The sequence below is a fragment of the Melittangium boletus DSM 14713 genome, from assembly GCF_002305855.1.
Lineage (GTDB): Bacteria > Myxococcota > Myxococcia > Myxococcales > Myxococcaceae > Cystobacter > Cystobacter boletus.
Genome location: NZ_CP022163.1, coordinates 9,311,110 through 9,334,099, shown reverse-complemented (window position 1 = coordinate 9,334,099; position 22,990 = coordinate 9,311,110). Strand labels below are relative to the sequence as shown.

4 protein-coding genes are annotated in these 22,990 nt (G+C 70.3%); all 4 read left to right on the top strand.

Annotated elements, in window-relative coordinates:
* Positions 1–184: 184 nt before the first annotated feature.
* From MEBOL_RS38445 to MEBOL_RS38430, 4 genes are read left to right on the top strand one after another with little or no spacing between them, the layout of a single operon-like run.
* Positions 185–3,337 (top strand): type I polyketide synthase, encoded by a 3,153-nt coding sequence (locus MEBOL_RS38445; protein ID WP_095982064.1) that lies wholly within the window; start codon positions 185–187, stop codon positions 3,335–3,337.
* On the top strand, positions 3,334–7,341 hold the full coding sequence (locus MEBOL_RS38440) for a non-ribosomal peptide synthetase (RefSeq protein ID WP_170115677.1): 4,008 nt from the start codon (positions 3,334–3,336) through the stop codon (positions 7,339–7,341). Before MEBOL_RS38445 ends, MEBOL_RS38440 begins: the two co-directional genes overlap by 4 nt.
* Complete coding sequence (locus tag MEBOL_RS38435; RefSeq protein WP_095982063.1) at positions 7,338–17,192, top strand: hybrid non-ribosomal peptide synthetase/type I polyketide synthase; 9,855 nt, start codon at positions 7,338–7,340, stop codon at positions 17,190–17,192. The genes MEBOL_RS38440 and MEBOL_RS38435 overlap by 4 nt, the downstream gene beginning before the upstream one ends.
* Positions 17,193–17,244: 52 nt before the next feature.
* A complete protein-coding gene (locus tag MEBOL_RS38430) occupies positions 17,245–22,983 on the top strand; it encodes a type I polyketide synthase (RefSeq protein WP_095982062.1) in 5,739 nt (1,912 codons plus the stop codon).
* Positions 22,984–22,990 lie beyond the last annotated feature (7 nt).

The window sequence follows — 22,990 nt, the reverse complement described above, 5'->3', positions numbered from 1 at the left end:
CTATGTTGTCCGGAGCACACAAGGCGTTAACGACCCCCCCACTCCATCACCCCAAGGAAGAAAGACCTCGGCGCCGACGGGGCGTTGCGCGTCTGTCTTTGCCTTGTCTTGAACCCGAGCACGGTTCCCGCCGGGAGGTGAGTGCCCAGGGGCATTCCATCAGGCACGCCGTTGCCAGGGCATCATGCACACACGTCAGATCGCGCCGCAGATCGCTTCGTCCGGGCAGGAGCCGCTCGCCATCGTGGGAATGGCGTGCCGGTTGCCGGGAGGGGTGCGCCATCCGGAGGAGTTCTGGAAGCTCCTGGCGCAAGGCGTGGACGCGGTCCGCGAGGTGCCCTCGGAGCGTTGGAGTCTGGACGCCTGGTATGATCCAAACCCCGAGGCGCCGGGGAAGACGTATTCGCGCCACGGTGGGTTCCTCTCGGAGGTGGATGCGTTCGATGCCTCGTTCTTCGGCATCTCCGCCCCCGAGGCCCGGTCGATGGATCCCCAGCAGCGGCTCCTGCTCGAGCTGTCCTGGGAGGCGCTGGAGGACGCGGGCGTCGTGGCGGAGCGGATCAAGGGGACGCCCACCGGCGTGTTCCTCGGCATCTGCCTGAGCGACTACGCCCAGCTGGAGCTCAACGCCCCGGACCCCCGTGGCATCAATCCCTATTCGGGCTCGGGCGGCGTGCTGAGCATGGCCGCGGGGCGGATCGCCTCCACGCTGGGGCTGGAGGGACCGGCACTCGTCGTGGACACCTCCTGCTCCTCGTCGCTGGTCGCCACGCACCTGGCGTGTCAGAGCCTGCGGGCGGGGGAGTGTGATCTGGCGCTCGTGGGCGGGGCCAACCTCCTGCTCTCGCCGCGGATGACGGTCTACTTCTCCAAGCTCAAGGCGCTGTCGCCGGATGGGGCCTGCAAGGCCTTCGACGGCGCCGCCAATGGCTACGTGCGGAGCGAGGGCGCGGGCGTCGTGGTGCTCAAGCGCCTGTCGGACGCGATCGCCGCCGGGGACTCCATCTTCGCCGTGGTGCGCGGGTCGGCGGTCAATCAGGACGGCCGCACCAACCGGCTCACCGCTCCCCATCAGGCGGCGCAGGAGCGGGTGATCGAGCGCGCGCTGGGGCAGGGGGGGATCGCTCCCCAAGAGGTGGGCTATGTCGAGGCCCATGGCGCGGGCTCGCTCCTGGCGGACTCCGTCGAGGTGAAGGCCCTCGCCGCCGTGCTCGGCCGGCAACGCGCCGCCTCCGCGCCGGTGGGGATTGGCTCGGTGAAGACCAACCTCGGCCACCTGGAGGGCGCGGCGGGAATCGCCAGCTTGATCAAGGTGGCGCTCGCCTTGCGCCACCGGGCGCTGCCGCGCAGCCTGCACTTCAAGGACCCGAGTCCGCACATTCCCTGGGCGGAGCTGCCGGTCGAGGTCATCTCCGAGCACCGGCCGTGGTCCGTGGCCGCCGGCCAGCGGCGGATCGCTGGCGTGAGCGCCTTGGGCCTCAGTGGCACCAACGCCCACGTCGTCCTGGAGGAGGCGCCCGAGCCCGCGCGCCGTCCGGTGGCCCCGGGTGCCGAGGAGCGCGCGGAGCTGCTCGTCCTCTCCGCGCGCACGCCGCGGGCGCTGAGCGAGGCCGCCCAGCGTCTGTCCGCCCAGCTCTCCTCGCCCGAGGCGGAGTCCGCCGGCCTGCGCGCGCTGAGCTATTCCACGACCTGTCACCGGGAGCACCATGGGCACCGGCTCGCGGTGGCGTCCCGTTCCCGGCGTGACGCGGTGGGGGCCCTCGAGGCTTTCCAGCGGGGGCTGGCGCATCCCGACCTCCAGTCGGGGTCCGTGCGTCCGGGTCCGGCGCCCCGGGTGGCCTTCCTGTTCTCCGGCCAGGGCGGACACTGGCCGGGCACGGGCAGCGCGCTGATCGATCAGGAGCCCGTCTTCCGCGACGCGGTGCTCGCCGCCGATGCCGTCTACCAACGCATCGTGGGGTGGTCCCTCATCGAGGAGTGGCGGCGGGACAAGCCCCGCTTCGACCTGTCGAGGTACTCGCAGCCCGCGCACGTGGCCCTGCAGATGGGGCTCGCGGCCCTGCTCCGCTCCTGGGGCATCGTGCCCGATGCGATCGTCGGCTCCAGCATCGGCGAGGTCTCGTCGGCGTACACCGCGGGGGTGCTGTCGCTCGAGGACGCGATGCTCGTCACGCATGCCAGTGGCGAGCTGCACACGGACATTGGCGATGGCGCCATGTCCGCCCTGGAGCTCTCGGAGGAGGAGGCCCGGGCGGTGATCGCTCCCTACGGGGACCGGTTGTCGATCGCGGCGCTCAACAGCCCCTCGTCCACGCTGTTGTCGGGCGAGGCGGGTGCCATGGAGGAGCTGGTGCGGGAGCTCACCGCGCGCGGCATCTCCGCCCGGCAGATGGGCATCCGCTACGCCTCCCACAGTCCCGCGGTCGAGCCGCGCCGGCCGGCGATGCGGCGGGCGCTCGGCTCGCTTCGCCTGAATGCTCCGACCGTGCCGCTCTACACCACCGTCACGGGCGAGCGGGCGAAGCCCGGGGACTTCGACGCGGAGCACTGGACGCGCAATTACCGTCAGACGGTGCGCTTCGCGCCGGTGATCGCCACGCTCGCGGAGCAGGGCTTCACGCTCTTCATCGAGATCGGCCCCAACGCGGTCCTGGCCCGCCCGGTCCAGCAGTGCTTCCAGAAGCTCGGCAAGAGCGCGACGGTGTTGTCGCCCTTGCGGCGGGGCGAGCCCGAGCACCACACCCTGCGCACGCTGCTGGGGGGCTTCTACGCCGCGGGGGGCACTCCCTCCTGGGCGGGGCTCTTCCCCGAGGGCGGGGAGCGGGTGCCGCTGCCGTCCTATCCGTGGCAGCGGGAGCGGTACTGGGTCGCGGGAGGCTCCGCGGCGCTCCAGCCGGTGCGGTCGGGGACGTCCGCGGTCCCGGCGTCCGAGGACGCCCCGGCGGCCCTGCTGGCCGATCGTCTCCAGTCCCTGCCGACGGCCTCGACGTTTGGAACCGCGGAGCCCCTGCCCAGCGCGCGGGCCCTGGCCGACATGCCCGCCGAGGAGCGCCTGGCGCGGGTCGAGTCCTTCCTGCGCGCCGAGGTGGCACGCCAGCTGGAACTCACCCAGGACCTGTCCGACTGGAGCCTGCCGCTCGTGCGCTTTGGCTTCGACTCGCTCATGGGCATGAAGATCAAGGCCCGGATCGAGCAGACGCTGGGAATCTCCGTTTCGACCGCCCGGCTGTTGAGCGGTCTGTGTTTGCCAGACCTCGTGACGCTCGTCATCGAGCAGCTCGCGGTGTTGCCCCCTGAATCCGCTCTCGATGAGCAGATGGAGGAGTTCCGGTTTTGAACGCCCTTGATCTCATTTCCGAACTGACGCGCATGGGTGTGGAACTCAAGGTCGAGGACGAACACCTCCGGGTTCGCGCGGCGCGCAATGTCATCACCCCCGAGCTGCAACGGCGGATCGCCGCGAACAAGGCGGAATTGCTCGCGCTGTGCCAGCAGCGCGAGGCGCCCGAGCGCGCCAGACGTCAGCACGAGCCCTTCCCGCTGACGGACATCCAGCAGGCGTACCTGATTGGCCGGGGAACGGACTTCGGGATCGGCGGGATCGCCTGCCACATGTACAACGAGATCGACGCCCGGGACGTGGACGTCGGCCGGTTGTCGAGGGCCTGGCAGCGCCTCATCGATCAGCACGCGATGCTGCGCTCGGTGGTGCTCCCCTCCGGAGAGCAGCGCGTGCTGGAGAGCGTTCCCGCCTACTCCATTCCCGTGCTGGACCTGCGCGGCCAGCCCTCGGCCCAGGTCGAGGAGAAGCTCGCGGCCGTGCGCCACGAGTTCTCCACCCGGGCCACGCCGCCGGGCCAGTGGCCTACCTTCGCGCTCCAGGCGACGCTCCTGGACGAGGGGCGGGTGCGCATCCACGTCGACATCGACATCATGACCGCCGATGCCTCCGCCGTGCTCGCGCTCCAGGAGGAGTGGAGGGAGTTGTACCTCGAGCCGGAGAAGGTCCTCGCTCCGGTGCCGGTGTCCTTCCGGGAGCACGTGCTCGCGGAGCTGGCCTCCCATGACACGCCGGCCTACCGGCGCGCGGAGTCCTATTGGTTCTCGCGGCTCGCGGACCTGCCCCCCGCGCCCGTGCTGCCGCTCGCCACGTCTCCCGAGCACCTGGTGCGTCCCACGTTCCGGCGCATTGGCGCTCGCCTCGAGCCGGCGCGCTGGGAGCGCCTGAAGGAGCGGGCCGCCGAGGCGGGACTCACGCGCGCTGGCGTCTTGTGCAGTGCCTTCTCCGATGTCCTCGCCGCCTGGGGAGAGAGCGCTCGCTTCTGCATCAACCTCACGGTGTTCCGCCGCCTGCCCATCCACCCGGAGATCAACCGGCTCGTGGGTGACTTCACCTCCAACGTGCTGCTGGAGGTCGATGGCCAGGGGCAGACCTTCACCGAGCGCGCCATCCGCCTGCGGGATCAGCTCGCGAGGGATCTGGAGCACAACGAGATGAGCGGCGTGCGCGTGCTGCGCGAGCAGTCGCGGCGGCGCGAGGGCTTCGGGGCGCTCATGCCCGTCGTCTTCACGAGCATGCTCGGCCTGCGTTCGCGCAAGTCGGACGTCTCCGGGCTGTTCTCCTGGCTGGGTCAGACGAACTACACCATCACCCAGACGCCCCAGGTGTGGCTCGACTGCCAGTTGCGCGACGACGACGGCGCGCTCCTCTTCTCCTGGGACTACCCCGAAGGCCTCTTCCCCGAGGGGATGATCGAGGATGCCTTCTCCGCCTGGGGCGAGCTGATTGGCCGGCTGGCCGACAGCACCGAGGCGTGGAACGAGCGCTCCTGCGTCCAACTGCCCGCGGCCCAACGCGCCCGGCGCGAGTCGTTCAACGCCACCGCCGCCGCCATTCCCGAGGCCCGTCTCGACGCGCTCTTCCTCGCCCAGGCGGAGCGGATGCCGGAGCGGGTGGCGGTCATCGACCACGGGCGGACGCTGAGCTACGCGCAGCTGCGTGAGCACGCGAGCGCCCTGGCCTCCCAGCTCGTCACGCTGGGGGCGAAGCCCGATACCCTGATCGCCGTCGTCCTGGAGAAGGGGTGGCGGCAGGCCGTCGCGGTCCTGGCGATCCAGCTCGCGGGTGCCGCCTACCTGCCCGTGGATCCGGCGCTTCCGGAGGATCGCCGCAACCTCCTGCTTCAAGAGGGGCAGGTGAAGGTGGCGTTGACGGAGCCGCGCCTGGCGGAGCGGCTGTCCTGGCCCGAGGACGTCGAGGTGGTGGTCGTCGCGGACATCGCGCGCGGAGCGGCCCTTCCCGAGCGGCGGGGCAGTGTCACGGACCTCGCCTACTGCATCTACACGTCGGGCTCCACCGGCCGCCCCAAGGGCGTGATGATCGATCATCGCTCCGCGGCGAACACCGTGCAGGACATCAACTCGCGCTTCCAGGTGGGCCCGGAGGATCGGGTCTTCGCGCTGTCGTCGCTCGGCTTCGATCTCTCCGTGTATGACATCTTCGGAGCGCTCGCGGTGGGCGCGGCCTTCGTGTTGCCCGAGAGCGAGGCCACGAAGGATCCCGCGAGCTGGTTGAACCTGCTGCGCACGCATCGCGTGTCGGTCTGGAACTCGGTCCCCACGCTGATGGAAATGCTCGTCGACGTGGCCGAGACCCGGGGCGAGCGCCTTCCGGACTCGCTGCGCCTGGTGATGATGAGTGGTGACTGGATTCCCGTCACCCTCCCGGATCGCATCCGGCGGCTGGCGCGCGGCGACATCCAGATCATCAGTCTGGGAGGTGCCACGGAGGGCTCGGTCTGGTCCATCCTGCACCCCATCGGGCAGGTGGAGCCCACGGCGCGCAGCATTCCCTACGGCCGGCCCATGCTCAACCAGCGCTTCTACGTGCTCGACGATGCGCTGGCTTCGCGCCCGGACTACGTGCCGGGAGAGCTCTTCATCGGCGGCGTGGGCGTGGCCCGGGGCTACTTCCGGGATGATGTCCGCACCGCGGAGCGCTTCATCGTCCACCCGAAGACGAACGAGCGGCTGTACCGCACGGGCGATCTGGGCCGCTTCCTGCCGGGGGGGGACATCGAGTTCCTGGGCCGCAAGGACTTCCAGGTGAAGGTGGCCGGGCATCGCATCGAGCTGGGAGAGATCGAGGCGGCGCTCCTGCGCCATCCCGCGCTCCGGGAGGCGGTGGTCGCCGCTCCCGGTGAGCGCTCCGCCCGCAGGCTGGTGGCGTATGTGGTGGTGGCGGAAGGTCAAGCCGTGCCTTCGGCTGAATCGCTCCAGTCCTTCCTGGGTGCGACGCTGCCCCAGTACATGGTGCCCGGCATCTTCGTTCACCTGGAGCGGCTGCCCCTGTCGAGCAACGGCAAGGTGGATCGCAAGGCGCTTCCCGAGCCCGCCGCTCCGGTTTCCCGCTCCACGGCGCTCGCTCCCGGCCAGGGAGGGGAACTGCTCGTGAAGGTGACGCACCTCGTCGCCGAGGTCCTCCGGCGTCCGGAGGTCGATCCCCAGGACAACCTGCGTCAGCTGGGTGCCTCCTCGGTGGAGTTGATCAAGCTCGCGTCGCTGCTCGAGCAGCACCTGGGCAGCCGGCCCAAGCTCGCCGAGTTCCTCATGCTGCGCAACGCCGGGGAGATCGCGGCCTACTACCTCGCGCGGCAACCGGCGGAAGCGCCGAAGGAGGCCGCGCCCGCGACGGCCAGCGCCGTGGCGAGTCCGGCGCCCCAGATCACGCTGCCCCTGGAAGCGTTGGGGGAGGACGAGGAGTTGCGCCGCCGCCACCTCAAGCGCACGAGCCATCGGACCTTCTCCTCGCAGCCGGTCGACGCGAAGACGCTGGGCCGGCTGGTGTCGAACCTGCGGCCCCTGGAGCTCGACGGCAAGCGCAAGTACCAGTACGGCTCGGCGGCGGGCGCCTATGGCGTGCGGCTCTACCTGCACGTGGCGTCGGGCCGGGTGCGGGGACTGGACGGTGGCACGTATTGCCATGATCCCGTGCGTCACGCGCTCGTGCGGTTGTCGGACACCGGCGCGCTGGATCTCATGCTGCACGCAAAGGGCAACCGCGCCCTCGCCGCGAGCGCGGCCTTCTCGTTCTTCTTCGTCTGTGATCGCCGTGTGCTCGCGCCCATCCATGGGGAGAAGTGGCGGGACTACGCCCTGCTCGAGGCGGGATTGATGGCGCAGTTGCTGGAGATGCGGGCTTCCGACCTCGATCTGGGGTTGTGCCAGGTCGAGGCGCCGCGCGCGGAGGAGCTGCGCGGGGTGTTCCAGTGGGAGGAGGAGCACACGCTCCTCCATGCGCTCGTGGGCGGTGGTCTGGAGTGGGAGGAGGGCTCGCTGTGACGACTGCTGAGTTCATCATCGAGTTGCAGCGCAAGGGCATCGATCTGTGGGTGGAGGGGGATGCGCTGCGCTTCCGTGCTCCCCCTGGCCACCTCACCGAGGAGATCCGCGCGGGTCTGAAGGAGCGCAAGGCGCAGCTCATCGAGCATCTGCGCGCCGCGAGTCAGGCCGCCACTCCGGCGGCGGCGGTGGATGTCGTGCCCGTGAGCCCCGGGCGCTTCGAGCCCTTCGCGCTCACCGACATCCAGAACGCGTACTGGGTGGGCCGGCAGGGCGCCTTCGACATGGGCGTCGTCTCGGCGCACTGCTACTTCGAGCTCGCCTTCGACGTGTTGGATCTCATGCGGCTCGAGCAGGCCCTGCGCCGGCTCATCGATCACCACGACATGCTGCGCATGGTGGTGCTCGCCTCCGGGCAGCAGGTGGTGCTCGAGTCGGTGCCGCCCTTCACCATCGCCCTGCATGATCTGCTGGGCGCCACGTCCGAGGAGGCCGAGGCCCATCTGCAGCGGGTCCGTGGCGAGCTGTCCCATCAGGTGCTCCCCGCGGATCGCTTCCCCCTGTTCGACATCCGCGCGACCCGGATGCCCAACGGCCAGGTGCATCTGCACATCAGCCTGGATCTGCTGGTGGCGGATGCGTTCAGCTTCCAGCTCCTCATCGAGCAGTGCGCCACGCTCTACCGGGATCCCGAGGCGCGCCTGCCCGTCTCGCGCAGCACCTTCCGCGACTACTGCCTGGCCGCCGAGAAGCGCCGGGCCGCGGACTCCAAGGCCTATCAGGCCTCCCTTGGCTACTGGCGCGAGCGCGTGCGGACCATGGCCGGGCCCCCCGAGCTGCCGCTCGCGGGTGAGAACGAGATCAACGGCACCCGCCGCTTCGTGCGCCGCAAGTCCGGGTTGGATCGCGCCGCCTGGCGCGCTTTCCTGGAGAACGCCAAGGCCGCCGACGTGACGCCGTCCATGGCCCTGTGCGCCGCCTATGGCGAGGTGCTTCGCGAGCACGGGCGGAATGATCGGCTGACGCTCAACCTGACCCTCTTCAACCGCTTGCCGGTGATCGAGGACGTGGAGCGGATCATCGGAGACTTCACCTCGGGCATCCTGCTGGAGGTGGACTGCTCGCGGCGGGAGTCCTTCGCCGAGCGGGCGCGGCGGGTGCAGGGTCAGTTCTTCGAGGATCTGGAGCACCTGTCCGTGTCGAGCGTCCAGGTGCTGCGCGAAGCGGCCCGGACGGGACGCTGGGACGCCCACTCCCCCATGCCCTACGTGTTCACGAGTCTCGTCTCGGGCACGGGGCGCTCGCTGCGGGTCCCCGAGGGGGTGCGCATCGCCGAGCTCATCACCCAGACCCCCCAGGTGTGGCTCGACTACCAGGTCTTCGAGCTCAACGACGAGCTGTACTTCAGCTGGGACTACGTCGAGGGCCTCTTCCCCCCCGGGCTGCTCGACTCGATCTTCGACTCCTATCAACTGCTGCTGCGCCGGCTCTCCGAGGATGCCTCGGCCTGGCACGCGCCCGCCCGGCAGCCGCTGCTGCCCGCGCAGCAGGCGCGCCGGGATGCGTTCAACGCCACCGAGCGGCCTGTTTCCTCGGAGCGGCTCGAGGCATTGTTCCTGCGGCAGGCGGCCGCGCGGCCCGAGGCCCCCGCCGTCTTCTTCCGGGATCAGACCCTCACGTACGCGGAGCTGGAGCGCCGCTCGTCCCGCATCGCCGCGTGGCTCCTCTCGCGAGGCGCCTCGCCCGGCCGCCTCGTGGCCATTGTCGCCGAGAAGGGGATGGAGCAGGTGATCGCGGCGATCGCCATCCTCCGCGCGGGAGCGGCCTACCTGCCGTTGGATCCCGCCCTGCCGTCCGAGCGCCTCCAGGATCTGATCCAGGAAGGCCAGGTCGAGCTCGTCCTCACGCAATCGCACCTGGACGCCTCGTTGAGCTGGCCCCAGGGCCCCACGCGGCTCGCGGTGGACCTCGACGACGCGCTGGGCCCGTCGTGGGTCGCGCCGGCTCCCCGGAGCGACAACAGCCTCGCCTACGTCATCTACACCTCGGGCTCGACGGGACGGCCCAAGGGCGTGATGATCGACCATCGGGGCGCGGTCAACACCGTGCTCGACATGAACGAGCGCTTCGCGGTGGAGCCCCGGGATCGGGTGCTCGCGCTCTCGTCGCTCAGCTTCGATCTGTCCGTCTACGACCTCTTCGGAATGCTCGCCGCGGGTGCCGCCATCGTGATGCCGGAGCCCGGGACGTCGCGAGACCCGAGCCGGTGGTTGTCCCTGCTGGAGCAGCGGGGCGTGACTTTGTGGAACTCCGTTCCGGCGCTGATGGACATGTGCGTCGAGTACGCGGAGGGCATGGGCCAGCGTCTGCCCGACTCGCTGCGGCTCGTCCTCATGAGCGGGGATTGGATTCCCGTGTCGCTGCCCGATCGGCTCCGCGCCCGGTCGCGCGACGTCGAGGTGGTGAGCCTGGGTGGAGCCACCGAGGCGTCCATCTGGTCCATCCTCTACCGGATTGGCGAGGTGGACCCCACCTGGCGGAGCATCCCCTACGGCCGGCCCATGGTGAACCAGCGCTTCTACGTGCTGGATGCCTCGCTGGAGTCCTGTCCGGACTGGATCACCGGCCAGCTCTACATCGGGGGCATTGGCCTGTCGCTGGGCTACTACCGGGATCCGGCCCGCACCGCCGAGCGCTTCATCACGCACCCGCGCACGGGTGAGCGCCTGTACGCGACGGGCGACCTGGGCCGCTTCCTGCCGGGCGGCGACATCGAATTCCTCGGCCGCGAGGACTTCCAGGTGAAGATCCAGGGCTATCGCATCGAGCTGGGCGAGATCGAGGCCGCGCTCGATTCGCACCCGGGCGTGCGCGCCGCGGTGGTCAACGCCGTGGGCAAGCCCGGGGGAATCCGGCGCCTCGTCGCCTATGTCGTCCCGGATCAGCTCGCGCCCAACCTCGTCGCGGCGCCGTCCTCGGAGGACTCGCTCCTGGAGGACAATGGCCCGAGGCCGCCCCAGGACGTCATCACGGATCCGGTGGCCCGCCTGGAGTTCAAGCTCAAGGAGCCGGGCCTGCGGGCGGATGCGAACCAGCACCAGGCCCTCGCGCTGCGGCGTCCAGAGGCGGACGAGTCCCTGCGCCGCAAGTACACGGATCGGCGCAGCCACCGGACCTTCCTGTCCGAGCCCCTGACCGTGTCGCGCCTGGGCGACATGTTGGGCTGCCTCATGCAGCTGTCGCTCGACGACTTCCTGCAGCCCAAGTACCGCTACCCCTCGGTGGGCGGGCTCTATCCGGTGCAGGCCTATCTGCACCTCAAGCCGGGCGCGGTCGAGGGTCTGGTGGGGGGCACGTACTACTACCACCCGAAGCGTCACGAACTCGTCCTGCTCACGCCGGACGTGACCCTGGATCGGGGCCTGTACGTCGCGGGCAACCGCTCCATCTTCGACGCCTGTGGTTTCTCGCTCTTCCTCGTCGCGCAGATGAGCGCGATCACGCCGCTCTATGGCGAGTACGCGCGGGACTTCTGCATGCTCGAGGCCGGCTACATGGCCCAGCTCCTGATGAGCTCGGCGCCGGAGAGCCAGCTGGGACTGTGCCCCGTGGGTGGCCTGAACTTCGAGCCGCTGCGCCAGGCGTTCCTCCTGGACGAGCAGCACGTGCTCTTGCACAGCTTCCTGGGCGGCGGCGTGGATCCCTCGGCGAGCCTGGCGAAGCCCAAGGCCCAGCGGGCCGCGCCCTCCGCCTCGCTCTCCGATGAGCTGCGGCGGCACCTAGCGGCGAAGCTGCCCGCGTACATGGTGCCCTCCAGCTTCGTCGTGATGGAGGCCCTGCCGCTCACGGCCAACGGCAAGGTGGATCGCGGTGCCTTGCGCGCCCCCGCGGCCGAGCTGCCGGAGACGACGAAGGCCTCCTCGGGGAGCGCGCCCCAGGGGAGCACGGAGCAGACGCTCTCCGCCATCGTGGGCGAAGTGCTCCAACTCAAGGAGGTGGATGTCCACCTCAACTTCTTCGACCTGGGTGGCACGTCGGTCCACGTCGTGCAGATCCACCGCAAGCTGCGCGAGCGGCTTCAGGTGGAGTTCCCCATCGCGCAGATGTTCCGCTACACCACCGTCCGCTCCCTGGCGGAGTACGTCGGCGAACAGCTCGCGGCGAAGAAGGCCCCGGCGTCCGCGCCGCCACCTCCGCCTGCTCCGGCTCCAGCTCCGGCGCCGAAGGAGGCTCCTGCTCCCGTCGCGAAGCAGGCCGTCATCCCCGCGCCAGTGCCTGTCCCGGTGCCCGCGCCCGTCGTGAGCGTGCCCAGGCGCGAGTCCTCCAGCAGGCAGCAGCCCATCGCCATCGTCGGCATGTCGGGCCGCTTCCCCGGGGCGCGCAACCTCGAGGAGTTCTGGCGCAACCTGTCCGAGGGCGTCGAGTCGATCTCCTTCTTCTCGGAGGACGAGGTGCGGCGCGAGGTGCTGGAGCCCTCGCTGCTGCGCGATCCCAACTACGTCCGCGCGGGAGCGGTCCTCGAGGACATCGAGTCCTTCGACGCCGAGCACTTCGGCCTCATGCCGAAGCAGGCGCGGCTCATGGATCCCCAGCACCGCGTCTTCTTCGAGTGCGTCTGGGAGGCTATCGAGGACGCGGGCTACAACCCGCGCAAGCTGGATGGACGCGTGGGCGTGTACGCGGGCTCCATCATCAGCAACTACCTGCTCTTCCAGATGGACCCGACCTCGCTGGGCCGTGAGGGGGCCGTGCGCGACCTCCAGACCTTGATCGGCAACGACAAGGACTACCTGGCCACGCATCTGTCCTACCGGCTTGGACTCAAGGGCCCCAGCCTGAGCGTCCAGACGGCGTGCTCCACGTCGCTCGTGGCCATCCACCTGGCGAGCCAGGCGCTGCTCAATGGCGAGTGTGAGATGGCGCTCGCGGGCGGCGTGGCCGTCCGGGTGCCGCACAGGTCCGGCTACCTCTACGAGCAGGGCGGCATCATGTCGCCCGATGGGCACTGCCGCGCCTTCGACGCGGACGCCCAGGGCACCATCTTCGGCAATGGCGCGGGCGTGGTCGTGCTCAAGCGGCTGGATGACGCGCTCGCCGCGGGAGACCACATCCGGGCGATCATCCGGGGCTCGGCGGTCAACAACGATGGCGCCTTGAAGATTGGTTACACGGCGCCCAGCCAGGAAGGGCAGGCGGCGGTCATCACCGCGGCCCTCGCCGCCGCGAACGTGGAGCCGTCGTCCCTGGGCTACATCGAGACCCACGGCACCGGGACGCCGCTGGGGGATCAGATCGAGCTGTCCGCGCTCCAGCAGGTCTTCGGCGCGAGCACCGACGCGGTCGGGGTGTGCCCGATTGGCTCGGTGAAGACGAACATCGGTCACCTGGAGGCGGCCGCGGGCATCGCGGGCCTCATCAAGACGGTCCTGAGCCTGCAGCACCGGCGCGTGCCGCCGAGCCTGCATTGCAAGAAGCCCAACCCCTTCTTCGAGCAGACGCGCAGCCCCTTCTACGTGAACACCCAGCTCACGGAGTGGCGGGCGGGCGCGACGCCTCGCCGGGCGGGCGTGAGCTCGTTCGGCATTGGTGGAACCAACGCGCACGTGGTGCTGGAAGAGGCGCCGGAAGCCGTGCCCGCGCGGGATGCCCGGGTCCGGTCGGCGGGGCTGCTGACCCTGTCGGCGCGCAACGAGCGGGGCTTGCGAGCGCTGGCGGATCGGTACGTGAGGCACCTGGAGGCGCACCCGGAAGCGAAGCTGGAGGAGGTGTGCTTCACGGCGAACGCGGGCCGGGCGCACTTCGCGCACCGGGCGGCGGTGGTGGCCGAGAGCGTGCAGCAGCTGCGCGAGCAGGTGGAGGCGCTGGCGAAGGGAGAGGCGCCGGAGCAGGGAGCGGTGAGCCGGGAGGCGGGAAGGGTGCAGGAAGTGGTGTTCCTGTTCACGGGCCAGGGCTCGCAGGCGGAGGGAATGGGCCAGGAGCTGTACGAGACGGAGCCGGTGTTCCGCGAAACCATGAAGCGGTGCGACGAGGTGCTGCGGCCGCTGATGGGGGAGTCGCTGGTGGAAGTGCTCTACGGAGGCAAGGGAGCACTGCTGAGTAAGGCGAGCGTGGCGCAGCCGGCGCTGTTCGCGGTGGAGTACGCGCTGGCGAAGGTGTGGATGGGGTGGGGAGTGAAGCCGGGGGCGGTGCTGGGACACAGCCTGGGCGAGTACGTGGCGGCGTGCGTGGCGGAGGTGATGAGCCTGGAGGAGGGGCTGGAGCTGGTGGCGAAGAGAGGCCAGCTGATGGAGGGTTTGGGGGAGAAGGGGAAGATGGTGGTGGTGATGGCGGAGGAGGGGAAGGTGCGCCAGGCGCTCAAGGGGAAGGAGAGCCGGGTGTCGGTGGCGGCGGTGAATGGCCCCCGGGAGACGGTGGTGGCGGGAGGGGAGAAGGAAGTGGAAGGGGTGGTGGAGGAGCTGAGGAAGGAGGGGGTGGAGAGCCGGGAGTTGAAGACGACGCACGCGTTCCACTCGCCGCTGATGGAGCCGATGCTGGAGGAGTACGGGAAGGTGTTGGGGAAGGTGAAGTGGGGGAGGCCGAGCGTGGAGCTGGTGGGGAACGTGAGTGGGAGGCCGGTGAAGGGGGAAGAGGTCAGCCAGGGGGAGTACTGGAAGAAGCAGGTGAGGGAGCCGGTGAAGTACTGGGAAGGGCTCAAGGGGCTGTACGAGAGGGGCCAGAGGGTATTCGTGGAGGTGGGGCCCAAGCCGACGCTGGTGGCGGTGGGGCGCAAGTACCTGGGGGAGGAAGGGGAGTGGGTGGGGACGCTCAAGCCGGGAGTGGGGGACTGGAAGCAGATGCTGGGCGGCCTGGCGAAGCTGTACGCGCGGGGCGTGGAAGTGGACTGGGCGAGCGTGAGCGCCGGAGGGGCGCGGCGCCGTACCTCCCTGCCCACCTATCCCTTCCAGCGTGAGCGGCACTGGATCGATCGCCGGCGGGGACACGCACACGGTGCGCTCTCGGGCTCCCGGACGCCTCGCCTGTTGGGCCGGAGGATTTCGTCTCCCGCCCTCAAGGAGACGGTGTTCGAGTGCACGGTGAGCACGGGCCTGTTCCCGTTCCTCGCCGATCACCAGGTGCACGGCGCGACCGTGCTGCCCTCGACCGTCTATATGGAGGTGGTGCGCGCCGCGGCGCGTGAGCTCCTGGGCGAAGGCGCACACGCGCTGGAGGACGTGCTCATCCAGGAAGTGCTCGTGTTGCGCGACGACGCGGAGCACACGCTCCAGCTCGTCCTCTCGCCCCGAGGGGATGACACGCGGTCCTTCCAGCTCTTCAGCGCTCGCGCCGACCTGGCGGAGTCCTCGAATGAGCCCTGGGTGCTGCATGCGACGGGCACCCTCCGGGTGGCTCCTCGTGGCGCGCCCGCTCCCGAGCCGGTGTCGCCGGACGCGCTGCGCTCTCGTTGTGCCCGGGACGTGCCGGCGGCGACGCTCCGTGCGCACTTCCAGTCCCTCGGCATCCACTATGGGCCGGGCTTCCAGGGCATCGAGCGCATCCACCTGGGGAGCGGGGAAGCGCTCGGATGGGTCCAACTGCCCGAGGCGTTGGCCTCGGAGTCGGCGCACTTCCCGCTGCATCCCGCCCTGCTGGATGCCTGTCTCCAGGTGTGTGGCGCCACGTTGCTCGGAGACGGAACGAAGGCGCCCGAGGACACGCTCTACCTGCCCGTGGGCTTCAAGCGGCTCCAGTTCTGGCGTGCCGCGGGCGCGGCGTGCTGGAGCCATGTCTCGATGCGGCCCCGTGATCCCTCGGCCGAGGGCGTGTTGACGGCGGACGTGCGTCTGCTCGATGCGTCGGGCGTGGTGTGCGCCGTGGTGGAAGGGCTCCGGTTCCAGCGGGTGGGGAACTCGGCGCTCCAGCGGCTCCTGCGCTCGGGTTCTCAGTGGACCCACGAGGTGCGTTGGGAAGCGCAGCCGCACGACGCCGGGACGGAGGCCGTCCTCGAGGGCACCTGGCTGGTGCTCGCCGATGCGACGGGAACCGGGGACGCGCTCGTGCGCTCCCTCCGGGGCAGGGGCGTGCGGTGCGTGGTGGCCCGTCCGGGAGCCGCCTATGCGGCGCATGACGGCCAGACGTTCACGCTCGATCCCTCGCGGATGGAGGACTTCTCGCGCCTGCTTCGGGACGCCTCCGCGCCGGGCACGCCGCCCTGCCGCGGCATCGTCCACCTGTGGGGCCTGGAGCCGGACGCGCCGGTGACGCTGGCCTCGCTGCGGGAGGCCCAGCGCCTCGGTTGCGAGAGCGTGCTCCACCTCACCCAGGCCCTCGTCAGGGGCGAGTTCCCGGTGCTCCCCCGGATGTTCCTGGTGACGCGTGGTACCCAGCGCACGGGTCAGGAGCCCACGCCTCCCGCGCTGGCGCAGTCCGCGCTGTGGGGACTCGGACGCACCCTCGCGCTCGAACACCCGGAGTTCTCCCCCGCGCTCGTGGACCTGGATTCCCGCGCGCCCTCCACGGAGGACGCCTCGCTGATCGCGGAGCTGCTGCACGTGCCGCGAGGGGAGCAGGTCGCCTACAGGCAGGGGCAGCGCTACGTCGCCCGGCTCGCCCGGTACGCGGGTTCGGACGCGCGGTCCGCCGCCTCGCGGTTGCGTCCGGACGGGGCCTACCTGATCACCGGCGGCCTGGGCGGTCTCGGCCTCCAGGTGGCGCGATGGATGGTGGAGCAGGGCGCCCGGCACCTCGTGCTCATGGGCAGGAAGGAGCCCGGCGAGGCGGCGAAGGAGTCCTTGCGCGCGCTGCGGCAGGCGGGTGCCGAGGTCACGCTGGCGTCGGGTGACGTGTCCCAACCCGGCGATGTCGCGCGGGTGCTGGCCTCGCTCGCTCAGACGAAGACCGCGCTGCGGGGCGTGATGCACCTGGCGGGCGTGGTGGATGACGGCACGCTGCTGCATCAGAACGCGTCCCGCTTCGAGCGGGTGCTCGCGCCCAAGCAGGCGGGTGGCTGGAACCTGCACGAGCAGACCCGGGGAATGGACCTGGACCTCTTCGTGCTGTTCTCCTCGTCGGCCTCGCTGTTGGGCGCCGCGGGACAGGGCAACTACGCCGCGGCGAACGCGTTCCTGGACGCGCTCGCCCATCACCGGCGGGCGCTCGGGCTCAAGGCCGTGAGCATCAACTGGGGCGCCTGGAGTGGCCACGGCATGGCGGCTGCCTTCGCCTCGCCGGAGCAGCAGCGCGGCTCCGAGTGGATCGATCCGGAGCGGGGCCTGGAAGCCCTGGGCCAGGCGATGGAGGAGGGCCCCGCGGCGGTGGCGGTGCTGCCCGTGGACTGGAATCAGTACGTCCAGCGCTTCGCGAGCTCGGCGAACTTCCTGCGCAAGTTGATCGAGCCGGGACGGGTGGGAACGCCGGGGTCGCGAGAGGCCACCCTGGTGGATCGGCTCAAGGGGCTGCCGCGCGGCAGACAGCAGGAGGTGCTGCTGGATCACGTGCACCAGCAGGTGCACCAGGTGCTCGGGGTGAGCCTGTCCAAGGCGCTCGCGGGCAATGACCGGCTGTTCGACGCGGGCATGGATTCGCTCATGGCCATCGAGCTGCGAGGCCGTTTCCAGTCCAGCCTCGGTGTGGAGCGGACCCTCGCCGCGACCCTGGTCTTCGACCATCCCACCATCGACGCCCTGACCCATCACCTGGCCACGGAAATCCTCGGCCTGGAGCCCCTTGCCCCGTCGTCTCCCGGCCACGTGCCGGACAAGGCCGAGGCGGAGGGCCCATCCCTGGAGAACCTGGAACAGCTCCCGCAGGACGAACTGGGCGCGCTGCTCGATCAGAAGCTCGCGGACCTCGAGAAACTGGTGGGCGACGCCTAGCGCGCCCGCCGTTCCCCCTTCCCCCGAATTCGCAGTGAGAGGTTTTGAGCCCATGAGTACGGAACAAAACGAGCACAGCGCTCGCCTGGCACGAGCCCTGGTGGCGCTGGAGAAGATGCAGGCGCGGCTCGAGGCGAGTGAGCGCGAGAAGCGCGAGCCGATCGCCATCATCGGCATGGCGTGCCGTCTGCCCGGTGGGGGGAATGATCCCGCGTCCTACTGGCAACTGCTGCGCGAGGGCCGTGATGTCGTCACCGAGATTCCCTCGGACCGCTGGGACGTGGACGCCTATTACGATCCGGATCCCGACGCCGCGGGGAAGATGTACACGAAGTGGGGCGGCTTCCTCCAAGGCACGCGGCTCGACTCGCTCGACGCTGGCTTCTTCGGCATCGCGCCTCGCGAAGTGGCGAGCATGGACCCCCAGCAGCGCTTGATGCTGGAGGTGACGTGGGAAGCGCTCGCCAACGCGGGTCAGGCGCCCGAGCGCATCGAGAACAGCCTCACGGGTGTGTTCGTGGGGATCATGCTCAATGACTACGGCCAGCTCATGGCCCAGCGCGTGGATCCCTCGTTGCTGGATGCCTATGTGGCGCTCGGCACGGATCCCAGCTTCCTGGTGGGCCGCATCTCCTACCTCCTGGGCGCCCAGGGACCGAGCGTGGCGGTCAACACCGCATGTTCCTCGTCGCTCGTGTCGGTGCACCTCGCGTGTCAAAGCCTGCGCGCCCGTGAGAGCAACCTGGCCATCGCGGGAGGCGTGAACGTCATCCTGTCGCCCGATGGGCACATCGTTTCCTCCCGGCTGCGGTCGCAGTCCCCCCAGGGGCGTTGCAAGACCTTCGATGCCTCCGCGGACGGCTATGTGCGAGGCGAGGGCTGTGGGGTCCTGGTGCTCAAGCGCCTGTCGGAAGCCCTCGCGGATGGGGATCCGGTGCTGGCGGTGATTCGCGGAGGCGCGGTCAACCATGACGGCCCCAGCGGAGGACTGACGGTGCCCAGCGGGCCCGCGCAGGAGGCGGTGATCCGCCGGGCGCTGGCCAACGCGGGCGTGGAGCCCTCGCAGGTCAGCTACATCGAGGCCCATGGGACGGCCACGCCGCTCGGAGATCCCATCGAGGTCCGGGCGCTGCAGCGGGTGTTCGAGCCCGGGCGCTCCCGCTCCCAGCCGCTCACCCTGGGTTCGGTGAAGACGAACCTCGGCCACCTGGAGGCGGCCGCGGGCGCCGCGGGCCTCATCAAGGTGGTGCTGATGCTCCAGCACCGGCAGATTCCGCCCCACCTCCACCTGAAGGAGCCCACGAAGGCCATTCCCTGGGCGGAGCTGCCGCTGACGATCCCCACCGAGCTGAGGGACTGGGCCGGCGTGCCCGGCAAGCGCGTGGCGGGTATCAGCTCGTTCGGCCTGAGCGGCATCAACGCGCACCTCGTCATCGAGGAGGCGCCCGCGCGCACCCTCACGCGGCCGAGCTCCGCGCCCCCCGCGTACCTGTTGCCGTTGTCCGCCCGGGGCGAGCCGGCGCTGCGGGAGCTCGCGCGCGCCTACCAGTCCTTCCTCGCCGAGGACGGGGCGGGGGCGCCGTATGCGCTCGAGGACATCTGCTTCACGGCCAGCACACGGCGCGGCCAGTTTCCGAACCGGTTGACGGTGGCGGGCCGCTCGCGCCAGGCGCTCGTGGAGCACCTGGGCGCCTTCCTCCGGGACGAGCCCCATGACGCCATCTCCCACGGCGAAGCCGCGACCCGGCGGCCGAAGGTGGTGTTCGTGTTCTCCGGGCAGGGCTCCCAGTGGCCCGGCATGGGCCGGCGGCTGATGCGCGAGTCCCCCGTGTTCCGCGCCACGCTGGAGGCGTGTGACCAGGCCATGCGGGCCTACGTGGACTGGTCCCTGATGGAGCAGCTCCAGGCGGACGAGGCCACGTCGCGGATGTCGGAGATCGACGTGCTCCAGCCGACGCTGTTCGCCATCGCGGTGGCGCTCGCGGCGCACTGGCGCTCCTGGGGCATCGAGCCCGACGCGGTGGTGGGCCATAGCATGGGCGAGGTGGCGGCGGCGTATGTGGCCGGCGTGCTCAGCCTGGATGACGCCGCGCGGGTCATCTGCCGCCGCAGCATCCTGTTGCGGCGCGTCCGGGGCCAGGGCGGCATGGCGCTCGCGGAGATCTCCCTCGCCGAGGCGCGCGCCGCCCTGGTGGGTTACGAGGATCGGCTGTCCGTCGCGGCGAGCAATGGCCCGACGACCACCGTGCTGGCGGGCGAGCCGAACGCGCTTCGGGAAGTCACGGAGGGGCTGCGGCGGCGCAACGTCTTCTGCCGGGACGTCAAGGTGGACGTCGCCTCCCACTCTCCCCAGGTGGAGCCGCTTCTCGCCGAGCTGCGCGAGCAGTTGGAGGGGCTGAGCCCCGAGGCGGCGCGCCTCACCGTGTACTCCACGGTCACCGGGAGCCAGACGGACGGCAAGGACTGGGACGCGTCGTACTGGGTGCGCAACCTGCGCCAGCCGGTGCTGTTCTCCACCGCCATCGAGCAGCTTCTCGCGAGCCCGCATCACCTCTTCCTGGAGATCAGCCCGCACCCCGTGCTGTCGCAGTCCATCGAGCGGATGTGCGCCGCGTACCCCAAGGCCCAGGTGTTGCCCTCGCTGCTGCGCGACGAGGTAGAGGGAGAAATCCTGCTGCGCTCGCTCGGGGCCTTGTACACGGCGGGACACCCCATCGACTGGCGGCCGCACTACGCCGGCCCTCATGCGTGCGTGCCGCTGCCGGCCTACCCCTGGCAGCGCTCGCGCTACTGGGTGGAGCTCCAGCGCGCCGAGCCGCGCGCCGGGCTGTCCGCGCCGCCGCCGTCCGAGGAGAGCGCCGAGGTGCCCGCCGCGTCCCTGCACGGGGAAGGAACGGCGTCGCGCTTCTATGACGACTCGGCCGAGCTGGAGCGGGTGCTCCAACCGGACGAGGTCTACCTGACCTTCGGCATCATGCGGCGGCCCGTCCCGGGCTTCTCCTGGCTGTTGAACGTGTACGGCATGTCGGAGACGCCGGAGCACAAGGACGTGCTGCTCGATGGACAGCGGGGCCTGCGCTCGGTGCTGTTCGGGGGCGTGCGCTGGGAGTCGGTGCGCAAGGTGCTCGACTTCGGCTGCGGCTACGCGTCCGATCTCCTCTCGCTCGCCCGCCGCCATCCGCACCTCAAGCTGCACGGCTACACCATCTCCGCCGAGCAGGCCGCCGTCGACGCGAGGCGCGTGCGGGAGCGCGGCTTCGAGGATCGCATCCGGGTCTTCGCGCGCGACAGCGCCAAGGATGCCTTCCCGGACCGCTATGACGTGGCGTTCGGCTTCGAGGTCGCCACCCACATCGCCGACAAGGACGCGCTGTTCTCCAACCTCGCGCGCAGCCTGAACAACGGCGGCTTCTTGCTGCTCGCGGACTTCATCGCCGCGGGCGTGTCGGCCATCAACATCGAGGAGACGGCCTCCTACAACAGCAGCGCGGAGGAGTGGGCGGACGTGCTCTCGCGCCACAACTTCCGCCTGGTGGAGGGCGTCGACATCAGCCGCGAGGCCTCGCTCTTCCTGGAGGATCCCTCGTTCGACCAGAACCTGGAGCGCGTCACCGAGCGCTTCAAGTTGAACGAGCTGGTGCGCCGCAACTTCGACGCCATGCGCAACTTCGGCAAGGCGCTCGAGAAGGGCCTGATGAGCTACGCGCTGTTGATCATCCAGAAGGACGAGTACGCGAGTCCGTCCTACCTGGCGCGGGTGAACCAGGCGAAGCTCGGCGCCCTCACCCCGTACGCCGAGTTCGAGAACGGCGGAGCGGATTGGGCGGAGCCCGCGGACCAGGACACTGCCCGCGCGGCCCTGTCCGCGCCGCGCGATTGGTTCTACGACGTGTCGTGGCCCCACAAGGCGCGCGGGTCCGGGCAGGGGGAGGCCTCGCGCACGAGCGCGGCGTCCAGCGCGTGGTTGATCCTCTCGGATCGCTCCGGAGTGGGCCAGGCCCTGGCGGAGCGGCTGCGCGCGAAGGGCGAGCCCTGCACGCTGCTGCACGCGAATGAGGAGAAGCGCTTCGAGCAGGTGGCCCAGGGCGCCTGGCGGGGCGTGGTGCACCTGTGGACGCTGGATGGAGGCTCGCTGAGCGAGGTGCTGGCCACGGGCTGCGAGAGCCTGCCCTCGTTGGTCCAGGGCCTGGGCCGGTCGTCGAGCCCGGGCGCGCGGCTGTGGCTGGTCACGCGAGGCGCGCAGGCCGTGGGCAAGGACATCCCCTCCGTGACGCTGGCGCCGCTGTGGGGCGCGGGTCGCGTGCTCGCCCTGGAGCATCCGGAGCTGTGGGGAGGCCTGCTCGATCTGCCGTCGGAGTGGAACGCGAGCCATGTGGACGCGCTGTGCGAGGACCTGCTCCATTCCGACGGAGAGGATCAGATCGCCTATCGCGCGGGGTCACGGCACGTGGCCCGGTTGGTGCGTGCCGCGCCGGCGGCGGCGGGCCCGGTGGCCTGGCGCGCGGATGGCGTCTACTTGATCACCGGCGGTTTGGGCGGACTGGGTCTCCAGGTCGCGCGATGGCTGGTGTCGCGCGGTGCCCGGCACCTCGTCCTGGTGGGCCGCACGGGCCTGTCGGAGGCGAGCCAGTGGGATGCGCTCTCCGCGGACAGCGCCGCCGGACGGCAGGTTCGCACGGTCCGGGAGCTCGAGTCCCAGGGGGCCTCGGTGAAGGTCGTCCGGTGTGACGTCGGGGAGTCCCAGCAGGTGGCCGCGCTGGTGGGCGAGCTGCGCGCGGGTCCTCTTCCCCTGCGAGGCATCTTCCACGCGGCGGGTGTGTCGGTGCACCGGCCGCTCGTCGAGACGGACGCGGCGCTCATGGCCTCGGTCTTCCATTCCAAGGTCAAGGGGGCCCAGGCGCTGCACGAGTCCACCCGGGATCTGCCCCTGGACTGCTTCGTCCTGTTCTCCTCGGCGTCTTCCGTCTGGGGCGCGCAGGGAATGGCGGCCTACGCGGCGGCCAACCACTTCCTCGAGGCCTTCGCCGGATACCGCCATGCCCAGGGGCTCGTGGCGACGTGTGTCAACTGGGGCCAGTGGAGCGAGGGCGGCATGGCGGGTTCCGAGGAGGCCCTGCGCTTCTTCGCCTCGGTGGGCCTGGAGGCGATGCCCACCGCCTCGGCGCTCGCCGCCATGGATCAACTCGTGGGCTCGGGCGCCATCCGGCGCACGGTGGCGTCCGTGGACTGGAACCGCTTCAAGCCCATTCACGAGGCCAAGCGGCGGCGGCCCCTGCTCGACGACATCCAGTCCGGACGGGCCGTGGCGGCGTCGAAGGCGCCCGAGCGCGATACGCGCTCCGAGCTGTTGCGTCAGTTGGAGGAGGCGCCCTCGGGCAGGCGCCGGGGTGTGCTGCTGGAGCATGTGCGCCAGGTCGCGGCGCGGGTGCTGGGGGCCGAGCCCTCCGCGCTGGCGCCCCATCGAGGCTTCTTCCAGATGGGCATGAACTCACTCATGTCCGTGGAGCTGAAGAACCACCTGGAGAAGAGTTTCCGGCACAAGTTGCCGTCCACTCTCGTCTTCGAGTATCCCACTGTTGATGAGTTGACGAACTTCCTCGCGAAGGAGTTGCCTGCCTTCGCGGCGCTCATTCCCGCGCATGTCGCACCTCCTTCCATCCCCATCGCCGCGCCGGAGGATTCCGCTCCCGTGGACGATGCCATTCTCGAGTTGTTGGGCGAGGCACAACGGTTGTCCGAGACCGAGCTGCATTCGCTGGCGCAATCCCTTTCCGGAGACGGTTCCAAATGAGTGATGT